This is a genomic window from Robinsoniella sp., assembly GCF_034124845.1.
The window spans coordinates 9147-27604 of sequence record NZ_JAWYAJ010000067.1 but is presented as its reverse complement, the minus strand read 5'-3'; the positions used below and the strand labels follow the sequence as shown (position 1 = coordinate 27604).

Annotated in this window: 15 protein-coding genes; 11 read left to right on the top strand and 4 right to left on the bottom strand. The window is 43.2% G+C overall.

Annotated elements, in window-relative coordinates:
- From ACH2DQ_RS03450 to ACH2DQ_RS03430, 5 genes are all read left to right on the top strand, one after another.
- Positions 1–311, top strand: a 311-nt coding sequence (locus ACH2DQ_RS03450; protein WP_395025594.1) for an ATP-binding cassette domain-containing protein, incomplete at its 5' end; no start/stop codon positions are given.
- On the top strand, positions 301–1209 hold the full coding sequence (locus ACH2DQ_RS03445) for a cell division protein FtsX (RefSeq protein WP_394912115.1): 909 nt from the start codon (positions 301–303) through the stop codon (positions 1207–1209). The genes ACH2DQ_RS03450 and ACH2DQ_RS03445, both read left to right, overlap by 11 nt.
- A 62-nt stretch (positions 1210–1271) precedes the next feature.
- Positions 1272–2477, top strand: coding sequence for a cell wall hydrolase (locus tag ACH2DQ_RS03440; protein ID WP_395025592.1), 1206 nt, complete (start codon positions 1272–1274; stop codon positions 2475–2477).
- Between the two features lie 98 nt (positions 2478–2575).
- Positions 2576–3028: a LytTR family DNA-binding domain-containing protein gene (locus ACH2DQ_RS03435; protein ID WP_394912117.1), complete on the top strand. Its 453-nt coding sequence runs from the start codon at positions 2576–2578 to the stop codon at positions 3026–3028.
- Positions 3025–3660, top strand: coding sequence for a DUF4318 domain-containing protein (locus tag ACH2DQ_RS03430; RefSeq protein WP_394912118.1), 636 nt, complete (start codon positions 3025–3027; stop codon positions 3658–3660). The genes ACH2DQ_RS03435 and ACH2DQ_RS03430 overlap by 4 nt, the downstream gene beginning before the upstream one ends.
- A 146-nt stretch (positions 3661–3806) precedes the next feature.
- Here the strand turns inward: ACH2DQ_RS03430 and ACH2DQ_RS03425 are convergent, their stop codons facing one another.
- The 4 genes from ACH2DQ_RS03425 to ACH2DQ_RS03410 form a co-directional block, all read right to left on the bottom strand.
- On the bottom strand, positions 3807–4799 hold the full coding sequence (locus tag ACH2DQ_RS03425; protein WP_394912119.1) for an HAAS signaling domain-containing protein: 993 nt from the start codon (positions 4797–4799) through the stop codon (positions 3807–3809).
- Positions 4796–5119, bottom strand: a complete 324-nt coding sequence (locus ACH2DQ_RS03420; protein ID WP_394912120.1) for a PadR family transcriptional regulator — start codon at positions 5117–5119, stop codon at positions 4796–4798. The genes ACH2DQ_RS03425 and ACH2DQ_RS03420 overlap by 4 nt, the downstream gene beginning before the upstream one ends.
- Positions 5120–5263: 144 nt before the next feature.
- A complete protein-coding gene (locus ACH2DQ_RS03415; protein ID WP_394912121.1) occupies positions 5264–5848 on the bottom strand; it encodes a TetR/AcrR family transcriptional regulator in 585 nt (194 codons plus the stop codon).
- Between the two features lie 144 nt (positions 5849–5992).
- A complete protein-coding gene (locus ACH2DQ_RS03410; RefSeq protein WP_394912122.1) occupies positions 5993–7333 on the bottom strand; it encodes an MATE family efflux transporter in 1341 nt (446 codons plus the stop codon).
- Positions 7334–7572: 239 nt separating this feature from the next.
- Here ACH2DQ_RS03410 and ACH2DQ_RS03405 point away from each other — a divergent pair, with 239 nt between their 5' ends.
- The 6 genes from ACH2DQ_RS03405 to ACH2DQ_RS03380 form a co-directional block, all read left to right on the top strand.
- A complete protein-coding gene (locus ACH2DQ_RS03405) occupies positions 7573–8031 on the top strand; it encodes an Lrp/AsnC family transcriptional regulator (protein ID WP_394912123.1) in 459 nt (152 codons plus the stop codon).
- Between the two features lie 258 nt (positions 8032–8289).
- On the top strand, positions 8290–9642 hold the full coding sequence (locus ACH2DQ_RS03400) for a Wadjet anti-phage system protein JetA family protein (protein ID WP_394912124.1): 1353 nt from the start codon (positions 8290–8292) through the stop codon (positions 9640–9642).
- Positions 9643–9675: 33 nt separating this feature from the next.
- The gene (locus ACH2DQ_RS03395) at positions 9676–10494 is read left to right on the top strand and encodes a DUF4194 domain-containing protein (protein WP_395025587.1); all 819 of its coding nucleotides are present in this window, start codon (positions 9676–9678) and stop codon (positions 10492–10494) included.
- The gene (locus ACH2DQ_RS03390) at positions 10469–13843 is read left to right on the top strand and encodes an ATP-binding protein (protein ID WP_394912126.1); all 3375 of its coding nucleotides are present in this window, start codon (positions 10469–10471) and stop codon (positions 13841–13843) included. The genes ACH2DQ_RS03395 and ACH2DQ_RS03390 overlap by 26 nt, the downstream gene beginning before the upstream one ends.
- A 154-nt stretch (positions 13844–13997) precedes the next feature.
- Positions 13998–17384 (top strand): immunoglobulin-like domain-containing protein, encoded by a 3387-nt coding sequence (locus ACH2DQ_RS03385; RefSeq protein WP_394912127.1) that lies wholly within the window; start codon positions 13998–14000, stop codon positions 17382–17384.
- A gap of 93 nt (positions 17385–17477) precedes the next feature.
- The coding region (locus tag ACH2DQ_RS03380) for a YibE/F family protein (RefSeq protein ID WP_395025584.1) at positions 17478–18458 on the top strand (981 nt) is incomplete at its 3' end.

Sequence of the window (18458 nt, the reverse complement as noted above, 5' to 3'; positions counted from 1 at the left end):
GGATGAAATATAAGAAGAATCACTTACCCGCACAGCTTTCCGGGGGAGAACGGCAGAAGGTAGCAATAGCCCGGGCAATTGTGAATCAGCCGGTTTTACTGCTGGCGGACGAACCAACCCGGAATCTGGACAGGAAAAGTGCAATTGAAATTATGGATCTGATTGAACGGGTTAACAAGAGGGGAACAACGGTAGTAGTGGTATCCCATAACAGCGAAATCATAAAAGCTATGGATAAACGGGTAATTACATTTTCCTATGGAAAAATCATCAGTGACAGCAAATGGGGAGGGTATTTATATGGAATTTAGTACACTTTCTTATCTGTTAAAAATGGGATTGAAAAACATCCGCAGAAATAAGGTATACATGATCGGATCCGTAGTTACCATGTCCATTTGCATATTTTTATTTGGTATCTTTTTTATTTCCCTGTCAAATGTGGAACGTATATTAAAAACAGCAGAAGATGAAATGGCTGTTCTGGTATTTTTTCAGGCAGGAATAGAAAAGAATAAAATCGAAGACATCGGGAAACAGATCAGACAGCAGGCAAACGTAATTGAGACAAATTATATATCAGCTGATGCGGCATGGGAGGAATTCCAGAAAGAGATATTTGAAGGCGATGAAACTGTAGCTGAAGACTATATGGATACCAATCCATTGGCTCAGTCTGACCATTATAAGGTACGCATTAAGGGTATTGAGAATCAGACAGCCTTTGTATCCTATGTAAAGGGGCTGGAGGGTGTGCGTAAGGTAACCCATTCAGAGACAACAGTCAGAATTCTCAGTACGGCTAACCGTGTTTTGGCTATGCTGACCGCAGGCTGTATGCTGCTGTTGGTATTGATTTCTCTGTTTCTTGTAAACAATACGCTTGCGGTAGGGATGGAATCCAGAAAAGATAAGATTAAAGTGATGCAGCTGATGGGGGCAAAGCCTTCTTTTGTGAAGGTTCCCTTTATTGTGGAGGGACTGTTTATCGGCATATTTGGGACGGGAATCCCATTGTTTATTCTTTTTATAGCCTATGAATGGGTAATGGAAAATGTAAATTTGACTCTGGGAGTCTTCCAGAAGGGTATTCCGTTCCTTTCGGCAGCAACTATTTTTCCAATGCTGACAGTGATCGCGGGAATATTAGGAATAGGTACCGGGCTTTTTGGAAGTCTGTTCACGATTAAAAGGCATTTAAAGGTTTAGATGACGTTTCACTTTACGCAGATCTATGGACTGCTGGAAATTACGAAAGGGCGGGGATAAGCATGGGGAAAAGATATATTAAAATGATACCGGCAGTGGTTTTTTTGTTATCAGTGATGCCGCCGGTATACGCAGGTGCTGTTCCGGAAAAGAAAGAGGCGGTATCGCAGCCCGATCAGGCTGCGGCACTGAAAGAAGAATTACAGTCTGAATTTATAAAACTGGATAAACGTCTGCAGGATTTGAATGGTGAATTTAACAATCTGGAACAGCGTACCGGGGAAAAACAGACTCAGACTAAGGAAATAAAAAAGCAGATATCTGACGCAAAAAAAGCGGAAAAGAATAAAAGAAAAAAAATGATGAAACGCATACAGTTGATCTATGAATCAGGAGGTATCACCTATGGGGATGTGTATGCTGCGTCTTCCGGCATCGGGGATTTTTTTAATTCGGTAGAACTGGTTAAGGATATGCAGGAGTATGATAAAAAAGTTTTGCAGGAATACCGGGAGAGCCGTACGGTCTTAAAACAGAAGAAGGAAGCATTAACAAAGGAACAAAAAGAGTTGGAATCCCTGAAAAATGATGTGGATAAAAAAAGGGGTGAGATTTCACGGCTGCTCAAAACAGCTTCTCAGAAATTAGAGAGGTGTGAGGCAGAACTAAAGGCATTACAGAGAGATAATAATACCGGTACGGATGAGATCACGGCTAAAAATATTGCAGATGAATTAATTATAAAGGCGCAGAAGAAGAGCGGACAGCAGCTGGATATGGAAAAAGCGGAAAAGGAAGCCGTACAAAAGCAGGCAGATGAAGAGAAGGCTCTTGCCAGAAAAGTAATACCAGACAGCAGTCTGTATCAGCCCGCTGCTGGTGGTGGGCAGTCTGAGGTACTCTATAATAGTATGGCTCCCAATATGGAAGTATCGGCGGATGACCAGACACTTCTTGCTTGTATCATAGAATGCGAGGCCGGTAATCAGAGTATGGAGGGAAAAGTAGCGGTAGGAGACGTGGTATTAAACAGAGTAAGAAGTGACCAGTTTCCAAATACAATACACGGGGTAATATATCAGGAAGGCCAGTTTGTCCCCGTGGCGGAAGGAATAATGGCAGCGACTCTGGCAAGAGGTCCAAACGCGTCTTGTGTGGAGGCTGCAAGACAGGCTTTGAGCGGTGTAAATTATGTTGGAAATGCCTTGTTCTTCCGGACAAATAATGGAAGACCGGGTCAGGTTATCGGCGCTCATGTATTCTATTAAGTTTATGCCACTTATATCTCCATAACCGGCCGCTTACAAAAATAATGTAGATTTCTCCCCGCATATATTATAAGATAAGTCTGTGGAGGGGCAGAAAGATGAAAGTAGTGATTAAGAAAATCCCGGAGGATAAAACGGAATTTGCAGCACTGCATGTGCATGAAGCAACGCCTCAGACCGAGCTGATTACCTCGTATCTTGAAAATGAAGAATATAATACAGTCATTTTGCCCTGCACTGCAGACGGAAAGATTTACAGGGTTCCAAGTGACAGTATTTATCTGATTGAATCCATCGGGAATGTCCAGCAAGTTCACACAAAAGAGAAGATATTTGAATCTTCAAAAAAACTTTATGAACTGGAAAAAATGCTCCCCGTCAAATTTGTCAGAGTTAACAAATCTGTGATACTGCATTTAAATAAAGTCCGGGTATATACGCCGCTTGCAAATGGACTTATGAAAGCGGAACTGGACAACGGGGAATCAGCCTATATTTCTAGAAAATATTTAAAAGAGCTGAGAGATTTGATTCGGGAGGGATTAAAATGAGTGTGGATAATTTGAAAGAATGTGGATTAAAAGGCAGTTTTTTGGGATTGGTGTTGATGATGAGTTCACTTTTAGTAGTGAGTCTTACAGGAGATGCGGCGGGATTGACTATGGTACTTCCCTATATTCCTGCTGTCATGGCAGGTTATCTGCTGCTGGGAATCTGTTGCTGCCTGCTATATGGAAGAACGCCAAAGGAACACAGCTGGTTAACTGGAACGGCGGTTTATTATTGGCTGTTTCTGATCATAATGCTTGTGATTGTAATAGCGTCGTTTTTAACGGAGACAGTACGTTATGTTATACTGGTGAATGCTTTGGTGCTGGTGGTATTATGGGTCATGGAATACGTGTCCTTAATGAAAATTGCGGATGAATTGAATCAGGTAATGCCGGCCGGCAGATCATCTCTGATGGTGGATCTAAATGAAAAACCTGCTACAATGGAAGCATATTTTAACGAAATTGAAAAGTATTGCACTGACAACAAATGGGAAATGGAATATATTAAAAAAGAAATGCCGGCTCTCATCAGGGTAAATGGAAAAAGCTACAGGGTAAAAATAGGCGTGTATTATACGGCGATTGGAACCCTGGTATATACAATGACATTCTCCAGGATGGATGAATAAAAAATTGGGGTGTGCTGAGAATTGAGAATGGACAATTCATCTGCACACCCCAATTTGCGTCATATTTGCACCAAATTCAGGTTACATAGCCCCCTATGCGCCCTTCTTTTGGGGAGTATTGACTTCGCCGTAAAGCCGGCTGCAACTTAACGTATAAATGCCACATCAATGCGGCCATTACTGGTCTTTGCAACAAGATGTTTTTTCTGATCGGGATAATTACAATTGGGGAGATTATTGGATCCATTTACAGTATGGCTCTGGATGGAATATTCCCGGATATCACCGATGATTGAGCCACGGACAGCGCCGTTGCTGGTTTTCATGACAATGTTATCGCCGATCAGGTTGTTGCCTTCTACGGCGCCATTGCGGGTAGAAAGGAGGAGACCGAAGGTAAAGGTACATCTTTGTGCCGTAACACGACCGTTGTTGGTAACAGCTTCTAACTGGTCACCGGATAAGTTATTCAAATCTAGTGATGCATTGGTACTCTGAATCAGGGCAGAATTACAATGGAAGTTGTCAACACGGATCCTGGCATTACTGGTGATAAACTGGGAGTTGGTCAGATGTTTTAACCCATTTACAGTAATAGCAGCATTGGAGGATTTCACTCTCAGATTACCTGCAAAATCAACCGGGACCTCCAAGGTCAGGACCCAAGGACCATGGAAGAGGCTGCGCCAGTTCCATGAGAGGAAATTACGCATGGTGTGACGGAAGTTAAATTCTCCGTCATGTTCCGAAAAGGTTACGAAATCACAGTTTTCCCGGGGATTAAATAATACTCGGATTGTTCCGGAGGTAACAGGTATAACTTCAATCCGTACATTTTCCGCTTCCACGTTAATGGTGTGGACCGGAGTAGAAGAAGTATAACCAGGATTATGAACGTATTCCTGGCCGGTATGAGTCCCTGACTGTCTGGGTATTCCAATCTCCCGGTATTCTTCTTTGAAGCGTTTGGCTATGGATTCAATGGTTCCAAAGCCTGCTATGATATTTTCTTCCTCACGACCCTGTTCCAATCCATCACAGATCAGTTCCTGGTAGTATTCCTTTAACTGCTCTTTGTCAGCGTCTGGTATTTCAGATAAATGTTCCATTAATTTGTTATAAAATTCTTCCTGCTTCATAATGACCCCTCCTGGCTATTTTTTTCTATAAAAGAGTAAATTTGTCTCATTTCTTCCCATTCATTTAAAAATTCCCGGATCTTTGCAATGCCTGCATCTGTAATCTTATAATATTTCCGGGTGCGTCCGTTGTATTCCTGCTTATAAGTTGTGAGACTGCCTGTGGACTCCAGCCGCTTTAAGATGGGATATAAGGTTGATTCGGAAATCTCAATACATTTCGAGACCTCTCCGTTGATCAAATACCCATATGAAGGACCTTGTTTTAAGACGGACAGTACACAGATATCCAGCAGCCCTTTTTTTCTTTGTATATCCATTTAGTACCTCCTGATACTCTGTTATGCATACTATGTATTATATACTATGCATAGTATAGTATTGTGGCGATAAAATGTCAAGAGAAATTTTCAGATTATTTTTTTGGGTTATGAAGATTGATAAGTTGAATTTTAATATGTGTTTTAAAGTTCCAGAAGCTTTAGAAAACACTCTTTTAATTCTTCAGAATAAAAGGAGTATCGTCGATTTTTAAGCCATACAAAGGACATGGCATAATTATCAATCAGGCACCGCCAGGTATTTGCTATGGTGTTGGCGCGGGCAAGGGACATATCGGGGCAGGTTTTTCGAATAAAATTCAGCATTAAATCGGTTGCCTGGCCTGCCCATATATGCAGGAGGGGGTAGTTATAAGAGATCGCAAGTTTTTGACTGATCGGATAAAGCTTAATGGTAATTTCGTTATGTCCATAGTCATATGCTTTTTTAATTATGTAATCCACCATTTCCTGGCTGGATGGGTCCTCCGGTGCGAAAGTGATCATCTGCCTGGTATGCCCGGATACATACTCGTCCCAGATTTCGATAAACAGCATCTCTTTTCCTTTAAAGTGTTTGTAAAAAGTTCCCAGTGAGCATCCGGCTGCTTTCACGATGTCATTGATACTGGTTTCATCGAAGCCATTTTTCAAAAAGAGGTGAAGGGAGATGTCTTTGATTTCTTTATGTAATTTCTGATATTTCAATTCTTTTGCTAAACTGGCCATTCTGTCGTCCTTCTCGATTGTATGTCACAGCAAAAATGCTCTGACGGTTATGTTAATTTCCAGGAAGTAGATCCTTGTCCAAAATGTACACTAAGTGGAACAAATTGTACAAAGAGTACGTCATAAATGACATTATAGCTGATTTTAAGAATGGTGTCGAGTGAAAAAGCTGTTATATTTGTAGTAAAGTAGTCCGGCTGCATCAGCCAGAAACCAGCCGATGGGGATTGACCACCAGATGCCCGGAAGCCCGATGGATGGAACCGGCGCCAGAACATATGCCAGCAGAACGCGGGTGCCCAGGGATATTATGGTGAGGACCACAGAAATGCCGGGTTTGCCAATGCCCCGGTACAGTCCATAGAGCAGAAAAAGGCATCCGATGCCGCAGTAACACAAACCCTCTATGCGCAGGTACTGGGTTCCGATGGCGATAATTTCCGTCTCTTTTGGCTGGATAAATATAAGCATCAGCTTATCTGCAAATAAAACTACAGCCGCTGAAATAAAGAGGCAGAAAATCACAGCGGTGGCTATGGCTGACCGGATGCCCATACGGATACGTTCTGTTTTCCCGGCACCAAAGTTCTGGGCGATAAAGGTAGAAAAAGCATTGCCAAAGTCCTGTACCGGCATATAGGCAAAAGAATCTATTTTTACCGCAGCGGCAAAGGCAGCCATAACCTGAACACCAAAGCTGTTAACCAGTCCCTGAATCATCAGTATTCCAAAATTCATGATGGACTGCTGGATGCAGGTAAGGGATGAGTACTGTATGATATCCCTTGTCAGTTCACGGTTAAAGCGCATATGACTTCTGCTGATCCTTATAACCGGGAGGCGTCTTAAGCAATAAACTGTAATGCCCAAAGCGGAAATCCCCTGTGCAATTACAGTGGCAAGGGCAGCCCCCCCTACCCCCATATGGAAGACCAGAACCAAGAGTAAGTCCAGCAATATATTAATGATAGCGGAAGCAGCCAGATAAACCAGCGGGACTAGGGAATTGCCCATACTTCGCAGCAGAGCCGCAAAATAATTATAGAGAAAGGTAAACATGATGCCGCAGAATATAATGCGCAGGTAATCTTTTGTATCCGACAGAATATCAGAGGGAATCTGCAGGAGGGACAAAAGTGGTGAAAGAAGGCATAATACAGTAATATTTATCATGAGACTGACCGCACCAATCAGAACAAAAGAAATAAATATACTGGACTTTAAACGCTCTGTATCTCTGCCTCCAAACAGCATGGAGAACACAATTCCGCTGCCCATACACAGTCCAAGAATAATGGATGTCAAAAACACCATAAGGGTAAAGGAAGAGCCCACAGCTGCCAGGGGACCTGCTCCCAGGTATTTGCCTACGATGAGCGTATCGGCTACATTATAAAGCTGTTGAAGCAGGTTGCCAAGAATCATGGGCACTGCGAAGCGGAGCATGACGGAAGTAACCTTTCCGGTTGTAAGATCTTTTTGCATAATTTCCTCCTGATTCCACGTTGCTTACGAAACGTAATTAAAAATATTCATTATGTAAGTAGACTAACATTTAACCAGTGTGATGTCAAACCAAATAAGATTTTTCGTAAAATATCTAATACATATTACTCCCTGTCTGGCAATAGGGAAATCAGGGAAGCCCGCTAAAAAATCTTGTGATATAACGTAGAAAATGATATGATTAAGGATACTATAAATAGAAAGAAGGGGCAGGATAAATGTTTTTAAGCGGTCTGGATGAAATTGATCAAAAAATAGCAGCATTACTGATACATAATGCCAGAATGTCTTATTCGGATATCGGGGAAGCAGTGGGCCTTTCCAGAGTGGCTGTAAAGTCCAGAATCCAGGCACTGGAAGAAAGGGGAGTGATTGAAGAATATACAACGGTAATCAACCCTCAGAAAATAACTGGTGCCATATCCTGTTATTTTGAAATAGAAATGAAACCGGACGATCAGCCGAAGATTATAAAGATTCTGGAGGCGGATGATACGGTCACACAGATCTACCAGGTTTCCGGGAAATGCAAACTTCATGTACACGCAGTCGCGGCAGGACATGAAGAAATGGAAATTTTTTTAAAAAATGTGATGTACCGGCTGCCGGGTGTCACAGACCTGAGCTGCAACGTTATTCTATCCAGAATAAAGGATATCAAAGGGCTTCGGTTATAAGGTACACACATTCACATGAAATCCAAAGATTTATAGGGTATAGAGCCACTCGGCGTATTTACGCCGGGAGGCTCTAGTTTGGAACAAAAGCGTTTCAAACTACTTATTAATGCAGTACCGCAGACCTGTCTGCGGTATGCAGGGGTATAAGTTTGAAAGAAAATTACAATATAGAAAGGATGCCACGGTGTGATTCTTTCAAACTGTTTTAAGATGGCAGTATTGCAGGAAAGTCTGTAATATGCAGTGGGTATAAACATGCAGTTATTATATGAAATACCAGAAAGCTTCTGGAGTCTGTTCCGTTCTCCCAACCGGAATACCTACATGGAAGCTTTACTGAAAATTAATGAAGAATATCAGTATAACAGCTATTTTTTAAGCAGGGAGGTCTGTATTCAGATCCTGGGGGACTATTTTGCACAGCGGCGCGTGATGATGCAGAAGGAGGAACTGGAATCGGAACTGGATATACTGGAACCGCCGGCGACCAGAATTCTGAACTGGCTGCTGAAGGCCCAGTGGCTGAAGAAGCTGGATGATTTTTATATGCAGGTGACAAATATTATCATACCCGATTACGCCGCTATTTTTATTGATGCATTTGAGCGTCTGTCCAACGATGAAGAAGATGACACGCAAATCTATATCCAGAATATCTACGCAATTCTCTTTTCTTTTAAAAATGATCCCCGGGCCAATACCAGTCTGCTGAAAACAGCACTTGTAAATGTACGAAAGCTGAATAAATCCCTGCAGGATATGCTCCACAACATGGATAAGTTTTTTAACAGCCTCTTGGAGCAGAAGAACTATGCAGATTTATTAAAGGAGCATCTGGAAGGATATGTGGAAGAGATTATCAACAAGAAATATCATATTCTGAAAACATCCGATAACTTTTATCTGTACAAAACGGATATCAAAGGATGGATAAGGGAAATGCAGTCAGATATGGAGTGGATATCCCTGATGAGCCAGCGGGAGCAAAAAAAGGTTGAAGAAGGGGAAATGCTTCGGATTCTGGATGACATCGAGCGTGGTTTCGATGATATCGAACATCGGATATCCTTTATGGACAGAGAACACATGAAGTATGTGCGGGCTACCGTAACCAGACTCAACTATCTCCTGAATGGAGAGGCGGACAGGCGGGGGCTGGTTATCCAGCTGCTAAATGAACTGGCGGAAGGCGAAGGGCAGGAAGACAAAATCAAAGAGGTATCATCCAGGCTGAATTTATCTTCCTTTGAAATTCTCTCTGATAAATCACTCTATAAAAAGAGACGGCAAAAAGGCAGCTTTCATGCTGAGAATGGGCCGGAAGAAGTCCGGGAAGAATTAAGCCGGGAAGAAATACTGAAACTCAACCGCCTTCACAACCGGTACAGCAAAAAACAAATCGAAGAATTTATGGAATCCAGGATGAAAAATGGAAGAATGAAGGTATCGGAATCCGGTATTAAGACTATGGAGGATTTTGAACAGCTGATTCTGGCATATGACTATGCCATACGAAAGGGCAGTGGATTTGCGGTAGAGAGCCAGGAAGTGGCATTAATTGAGAACGGACAGTACCGCTATCCGGATCTGACATTTATAAAGCGGTAAAATATCCAAAGAATGCCACAGGAGGGTATAGGAATGATTACGTATTACGATGATTTATCCCTGGAGGACAGGCAGGAAGTCACTGCAGTCATCCAGCTTTTATATAAACAGACTTTTGTATTAGAAAGGAAATTCGATAAGAGAACGGGCAGATTCCAGTTTAATAAAGATTACCGGATCTGCAATAAACACCTTGAGTTTATCCGGGAATACCTGGCAGTCAGCGGCATTGCCCTTTTGGATAACAGCCAGGGAGGCATTATCTATATACAGGGTGAAAACATAGTGGGAGAAAAGCTGCCCAGGCTGGCTACGCTCTATATTCTAATCCTGAAGCTGATCTATGATGAACAGATGTCCGCAGCATCCACCAGTGTAAATGTCTATACAACACTGGGAGACCTGAATGAACGGGTGGGAAGTTTTCATCTGCTAAAAGACAGGCCCTCCAATACGGAAGTGCGCCGGGCGGTGGCACTGCTGAAAAAGTACCAGATTATTGAGCCTCTTGATGCCATGGATGAACTGGACCAAAACGCCCGTCTGATTATTTATCCCTGTGTCAATGTAGTGCTTATGACAGACGATATCCTCGAGATGTTAGAATCCCTCAGAGCGGAACCGGCGGAGATCTTTGGTGCGATACAGGATGTGGATGATACAGAGGAAGACGAAGGGGATGAGATGGAAGAAATCCTGGAAGCCGGAATGACAGCAGAGGAAAACAAGATGGAAGAACCCCAAAAAGCCGGAGCGACTGCAGAGACGAATGAGATGGAAAAAACACAAGAAGCAGATATAGCAGCAGAACCAGAAGGAGAACCAAATGAAGGAACCGAAGACGAAGCATAAATTTGAAGCATTGTCCAGAATGTGTCTGAACAACTGGCATTACATAGACCGTAAAATTCTTTCCTTTAACCAGGAAATTAATTTTTTCACCGGACATTCCGGGAGCGGAAAATCAACCATTATAGATGCCATGCAGATTGTGCTGTATGCAAATACGGACGGCAGAGGATTTTTTAATAAGGCAGCGGCAGACGATTCGGACCGAAGCCTGATTGAATATCTCCGGGGGATGATCAACATTGGGGATGATAATGAATTTTCCTATCTGAGAAATGAGAATTTCTCCAGTACCATTGTTCTGGAGCTGGCACGTACCGATACCCTGGAATGCCAGTGCGTCGGCGTGGCATTTGATGTGAATACTTCCACTAACGAGATAGGCAGGGTGTTTTTCTGGCATAGTGGTCCCCTCCTGGAACATGGCTACCGCACAGAACAGAGATGCATGTCGGTGTCTGAAATAAAAACAGACCTGCAGCAGCGCTTTGCAAAGGAAGCGCATTTTTACACTTCCCACAATGAACGTTTCAGAAGACAGCTTTACGATGTCTATCTGGGCGGGCTGGACATGGAGAAGTTCCCGCTTTTGTTCAAACGTGCAATTCCCTTTAAGATGAACATCAGGCTGGAGGACTTTGTAAAAGAATACATCTGCATGGAACAGGATATCCATATAGAAGATATGCAGGAAAGTGTTATGCAGTATGGCAGAATGCGTAAAAAAATAGAAGATACCTGCAAAGAAATAGAGGAATTGAAAGAAATTCACAACTGGCACCAGAAAGTCTGTGAGAAAGAGCAGGAACGTAAGAAATACAGTTATTTTACGGAAAAACTGGACATTCTGCAGCTCAGGGAGCGGGTGGCCGCCCTTCAGAACAAAGTTATTCTCTATACACAGGATATAACGGGGCAGAAAGAGCAGATTCAGGTTTTAGACCGGGAAATTGAAGAACTGGGGAAGACCGCCGATGAGATATTGAAGCATATTTCCGCAACGGGATATGAAGAGCTGAAGGAGCAGCTGATCAGCATCAACGAGCTGCTGGAGCGTATGGGGAAGAGCAAGGCGCGCTGGGACCAGACCGGATTGAGGCTCAAAGAATGGGTGGAACAGGATATGACCTCTAATTCTGTCATCTGGGATATCGAAAAATTTATCAAATATGAAATTTCAGAGGTGGAATTACTTCATTTACAGGCATCAGTCCGGGATTTGATGACCGAAGTAACCGAACAGAAGCAGGATCTGGACATGGATATCCGTGCTCTGAAAACGGAGCAGAAGAAGATTCTGGAGGAATTAAAAGATCTGCACCATGGGAGAAAATCATATCCCAAAGAACTGCAGGATGCAAGGCAGCAGCTGGCATACCGGCTTTGTGAAAAAGCCGGAAAACCGGTTAAGGTGGACATACTGGCTGACCTTCTGGACATTCGGGATGAACAATGGCTAAATGCAGTTGAAGGATATATGGGCAACCACAAGCTGGCGATTATCGTAGAACCGGCATTTGCCAGAGAAGCAATGGACATTTACCAAAGTCTGGATAAAAAGAAATATTATCAGGCAGCCGTTTTGGATACGGAGAAAATAATGCAAAGGGAGTACCGGTGCAAAAAGGGTTCTCTGGCAGAGGAAGTCACTGCAAAAGAAGGCTATGTCCGGGCTTATATCAACTTTCTCCTTGGAAATGTTATGAAATGCACCAGCGTGGAGGAGCTAAGAGAGTCTGTAATTGGAATTACGCCGGAATGTATACTGTATCAGGGCTTTAAGCTGCAGCACATCAACCCGGATAATTATACCAGGTGGGCTTATATCGGAGCAGACAGCCTGCGCAGACGGATGAAGCAGTTGAATAAGAGAAGCCAGGAACTGGTGAAAGAACTGGATCCCAGGCTGGAAACCAGAAGATCCTATGACAGAATGCTGGGGATGGAAAGCCTGTCAAATGATGTGGCAGAATACCTGGACTGGCTTGCGGATATCCGGGACTGTAGGGATAAGGAGAAGGGAAAGAAGGATCTGGAACTGAGAATCCAAAAACTCCGGGAAAAAGATATCGCTTCCCTGGAAAAAAATAGAAATGAACTGCTGAAACTTCAAAAAGAAAAGAGAAGGTGGAGGGAAAGCATTCAGAAAGCCATGTGGAAGAAGCAGGAGGAGATCGTGGAAGGAAAACGCCTGCATCTGAATCTGGGAGAGGAACTGACCCGGAAAGAAAAGAATTTCCCCGCGGAACCAGCCATGGATACGGAGGTGCAGGAATATCTGAAGAAAAAGACTAATCCCAACTTTGAGAAGCTGCGGGATTATTTTACCGGTCTGGTGAATATGGCACTTCGGGGGCAGGAAGAGTGTTTCCGGGAGTTGTGTGCCCTGCGCCACCAATATCTGCTCCATTATCCAACCAGGGGATTTGCCCATGACAGAGAAGATAACAGAGAGTATGATGAATTATTAGAGAGTTTAAAATGCGACAATCTCCCTAAGTTTATGGAAATAGCAGGGGAGCGGGCACGTCTTGCCACCAGGGAATTTAAGAACGATTTCATGCTGAAGATCCGCAGCGCAATTGTAGAGGCAATGCAGCGCAAAGATGAATTGAACCGAATTATCAGCAGACTGGACTTCGGCAAGGATAAATACCAGTTTATTTTTGCGAAAAATAAAGGACCGGATGGAAGATTTTTCGATATGTTCATGGATGACTCTCTGGAAATCAATCCTTCGGATCTGTCCCTGTCTATGGAAAACCAGATGAATTTATTTACCATTGCCCATGAAAACCACTATGGAGAGTTGATCGGGGAACTGATCTCTATTTTTATCCCGCCGGAAAATGCTACGCCGGAAGAAATGGAAGAGGCTAAGCGCAACATGGATAAGTACGCCGATTACCGGACATACCTCTCTTTTGATATGCAGCAGACCATTCAAAGTGAAAACGAGACGATTAAGATACATCTGAGCAAAATGCTTAAGAAAAATTCTGGCGGTGAGGGACAAAATCCCCTCTATGTGGCACTTTTGGCAAGCTTTGCCCAGGCGTACCGCTTTAACCTGCCGCCGAAGATCCAGAGAAATCCCACCATACGCCTGGTGATCCTGGATGAGGCGTTTTCCAAGATGGACGGAGAAAAAGTGGCAAGCTGTATTAATCTGATCCGGGATCTGGGCTTTCAGGTAATCATCAGTGCCACCAATGATAAGATCCAGAATTACCTGGAAAATGTGGATAAAACCTTTGTTTTTGCTAACCCAAATAAAAAGAGTATTTCCATACAGGAGTTTGAACGGGTGGAATTTGAGCAGATGTCAGGCGAATTGGAAGTCGATAAATGATTAAATCCTTATTTTTCAGTTTTTACCTATAATTTACATAATTAGTAAATATTATTAACATTGTCCCCCTAGAATATAACAGAAATGATAACCGGATTGTGACCAGATCAATCATGTATTGTTATCGGGTATATTTGAAAAACAGGAGGACAATATGAAAAAATTATTAGCTATGGCAACTATGGGGTTAATGCTTGTAACATTTACAATGCCTGTTCTTGCGGCTGACCAGAAAGCGGAAGTGGATTCCCTTTCATTGGGGGTTGGCGCTGACGAAACAGAGATCTATGTAAACTGGTACAGTAAGTCTGCAGGTGCCGGTACAGTGCAGTGGGCGAAAAAATCAGATATGTCGGGTGAGGATTTCCCGCAGGTGCATATGGAAGCAGCAGCTGTTACGGCGGCAGCCACAAATAAAAGCGGATATTACAGCAACAAGGCTGCGATAACCGGGCTGGAAGAAAATACCCGGTACGTATACCGTGTGGGTAATGATGGCAGTTGGTCAGAGCTCTATGATTATGACACCGAGAATTTTGACGGCGGTTTTAGTTTTCTTCTGGCAGGAGATCCTCAGATCGGGGCTGGTTCCCAGGCAGCAGATCAAAAGGGCTGGGAAAATACGCTGAATAAGGCAATGACCCAGTTTCCGGAAAGCAGCTTTCTGATTTCAGCAGGGGATCAGGTAAATACAAATAACAGTGAAAGCCAGTATACGTCCTATCTGGCACCGGAAGAACTGAAAAGCCTCCCTATTGCTACTAATGTAGGGAATCATGATACCAAAAGCAATGCATACAGCGAGCATTTTAATATTCCCAATGTAGACCAGGCAACGGTTACAGCAGGGGAATTCAGCGGGGATTACTGGTACAAATACGATGATGTATTGTTCATGTCCATTAATTCCAATGATAAAAGTACTGCAAAACACAAACAGTTCCTGGAAGATACGGTAGCCGCACAGGGAGCTGATGCCAAATGGAAAGTGGTGACCTTCCATCATTCCGTATACAGTACGGCATCCCACACCCAGGATTCTGATATTATCCAGAGAAGGAATGAGCTGCCTCCTGTATTTTCTGATTTAGGTATTGATGCTGTCCTTATGGGACATGACCATGTATATACCAGAACCTATATGATGAATGGTACAAACCCGGTTAAAACGGACAATGTGGAATCCCAGGTGGTTAACCCGGGCGAGGGGGAAGTACTTTACTTAACAGCGAATTCAGCCAGCGGAAGTAAGTTCTACAGCATTCTGAATTACGATTATCCGTTTGCAGCTGTGAAAAACCAGGAAAGCGTTCCCAATATCACCAATGTGAAGGTAACGGATACCTCTATGCAGTTTACCACATACCGCACAAGTGACATGAGTCTGGTAGATGATTTCACCATTTATAAAGGTGTGGATGCAAATGCTGATTTTATTGCACCCGTAATTACCACTCCGGATAATGATACCGTAATCATAGGCAAAGCTTTTGATCCGTTAGCAGGGGTAACGGCAACAGACAACAAGGACGGGGACATTACAGGCAAAATAAAAGTAGAAGGCAGTGTAGATACCAGCAAAGCAGGTCAGTATACCTTAACTTATACCGTATCCGATGCCGCAGGAAATGAAACGAAAATTGTACGCACCATAACCGTACTGGAGGAAGATAAGACGGCTCCCGAGTTAAATGTACCGGCGGCAACCGAACTGAGAACCGGCGAAGCGTTTGATCCCATGGATGGAATTACGGCAGTGGATGACAGAGATGGAGATATCACAGCGTCCGTTAAGGTAGAAGGCAGCGTGGACAACCTCACTCCGGGAACCTATGAATTAACATATCGAGTATCCGATGCTGCAGGAAATGAAACGGTCAGAAAGAGAATCGTAACGGTAAAAGAAGCCACAATTGAAGAGACAACGCTTATTACAACCCAGGATACCATATGGAACTATCTGGATAACAACACCGATCCGGCAGAGAACCTGGAAAGCAGAACGGCATGGACCGTCCCAGACTTTGATGATTCTGCATGGCTTACTGCAAAGGGAAGCTTTGGAGCTAAAAAAGGACAGATTGCAGACTTAGGCGGAGGATGCATTCCCAATACCCTCTTAACTCAGTATATAGATGGTACAAAAGATGATATCCCAACGTATTTCTTCCGCACCACATTTGAACTTGCAGATGCACAGAATGTAGTGGATCTCACCGGAAGCCTGATGTATGATGACGCGGCAATTGTTTACATCAATGGACAAAAAGCAGCATCCTATTATGAGCCGGAAGGCGGATTTGAAAGCAATATGTCCTATGGCGGTTCTAACAAGAGTGACCCGCTGAAAGGGACTTTTCAACTGGAAGATTTCAGCATGTTAAAGGATGGTATCAACACCATAGCAGTGGAAATCCACAATGGACGTATCGACAGTTCCGATGTATATTTTGATTTCCTGGATTTAACAGTTACCACAGAGAAAGAGGTTTTGGATACTATAGCACCTGTAATCAGTTTCCCGGAAAATACAGTACTTACGGTAGGGGATGCATTTGATCCTATGGCAGGCGTAAGCGCTTCAGATAATGTAGATGGAGATATAACGGCAGCTATTCAGGTTCAGGGGCAGGTAGATACATCCCGTCCGGGCACTACAGAACTGGTTTATACAGTTACCGACAAGGCAGGAAACAAAGGGGAAGCTGTTCGAAAGGTAACCGTTAAAGCAAAAGAACAGCCGGTAGTACCGGATAAGACAGCTCCGGTATTAACCATTCCGTCAAGTACGGTTATCACAACAGGAAGTAAGTTTGATAAAATGCAGGGAGTCAGCGCAAAGGATGACCGGGACGGCGACCTTACGGGGAAAGTAATCTGCACCGGAGAGGTAGATACAGCAAAACCCGGAACTTACACACTGACTTATACCGTAAGTGACAAGGCAGGCAATACGGTAACCCAGAAAAGAACCGTGATTGTCAAGGCAGTACAACAGGGAACAGATAAGCCGGCAGTTGTCAAAGCTTCTAAAGTAAAATTAAGCCACAGCAAGATTACCATTCAAAAAGGTAAGAAATATACCTGGTTAAAAGCAGTTGTTTCACCAAAGAACACAACCAATAAAAATCTTACCTGGAGTTCCTCCGATAAAAAAGTAGCATCGGTTAATTCCAAAGGCGTGGTTACAGCCAAAAAAGAAGGAACGGTTACAATTAAGGTAAAGACAGCAAATGGTAAAAAAGATTCCGTAAGAGTTAAGGTAGTAAACAAGAAAATAAAAGCCTCCAAAATTTCCATGGATAAAAAAGCCAATATGAAAAAGGGAGGAAAATTGAAACTGAGTGCTGTTGTAAAACCGGTTAATGCAGCCAATAAGAAAGTAACCTGGACAACATCGGATCATAGGATCGCTACGGTCAGCCCTAAGGGAGTTGTTACAGCGAAAAAGACCGGTACAGTTAAAATTACCTGTACAGCTAAAGATGGAAGCGGCAAAAAAGCGGTATGCAGCATTACTATAAAGTCTAAGAAAAAGTAAATAACTAAAAAATATTGAATAACTAAAAAACAATGGATAACTAAAAAACAGGGCTACTGAGATAGCTCTGTTTTTGCGGACAGGAGATTACAGATGTTAAAAAAATATCTGATGGATAAAAGATGGCTGGCATTTTTAGCGGTATTTCTATTGACCATTGCGGCAACAATTATTTTTTATAATAGAACGGACATGTCTTATGAGTTTGCGGATACCAGCACGATTCAGTATGTGAAGGGAAAAGTGACGGAAGTTCTGTCAGAGGAATTAGAGAGAGCAGACGGCAATGATCCCCGTACCCTTGGTACTCAGAGGGTGAAGGTCTATATAAAAGAAGGCAGGCAGAAAGGGGAAGAACTGGAATTTGACAATATCCTCTCTACCACACACAATATCTATGTAAAGCCGGGGCAGGCAGTTTTGGTCAAGGCGGATATGCCGGAGGGGGCTGCGCCTTACTATTCTATTTTTAATTATGACAGAACCAAAGGGATTGCGGCAATTGCAGTGATCTTTATCCTGCTGATGGCGCTGGTTGGCAGGAGTAAGGGCATCAAAAGCGTAATTGGGCTGCTCTATGTGTTCCTGTTACTGATTGGCTTTCTCATTCCGGCAATTTACAGCGGCTGGAACCCGGTACTGGCAACTGTGCTCATGGCGGTCACAGCGTCTGCGGTGTCCATGATTCTGCTGAATGGATTTTCGGCAAAGACCTGGACAGCAATCCTCTCTACCATTGTTGGAATCTTGATTGCGGCATTGGTATTTGCCATTTTTGCAGGGATATTAGCGGTAGACGGATATAAGCTGGATGAAGTGGAAGAATTGATTCTGGTTTCCAACAGCTCCGGTATGAAGGTGGGAGATATTTTGTTTGCCGGCACTCTGATTTCATCTCTGGGAGCCATTATGGATATGACCATGTCTGTGGCGGCACCGCTATATGAGATGAAGGAAACAAACCATAAGATGAGTTCCGGAGAAATCTATAGAACCGGTTTAAAGATCGGAAAAGATATGATTGGTACCATGTGTGAAACACTGGTACTGGCATTTACCGGTACGGCAATCACC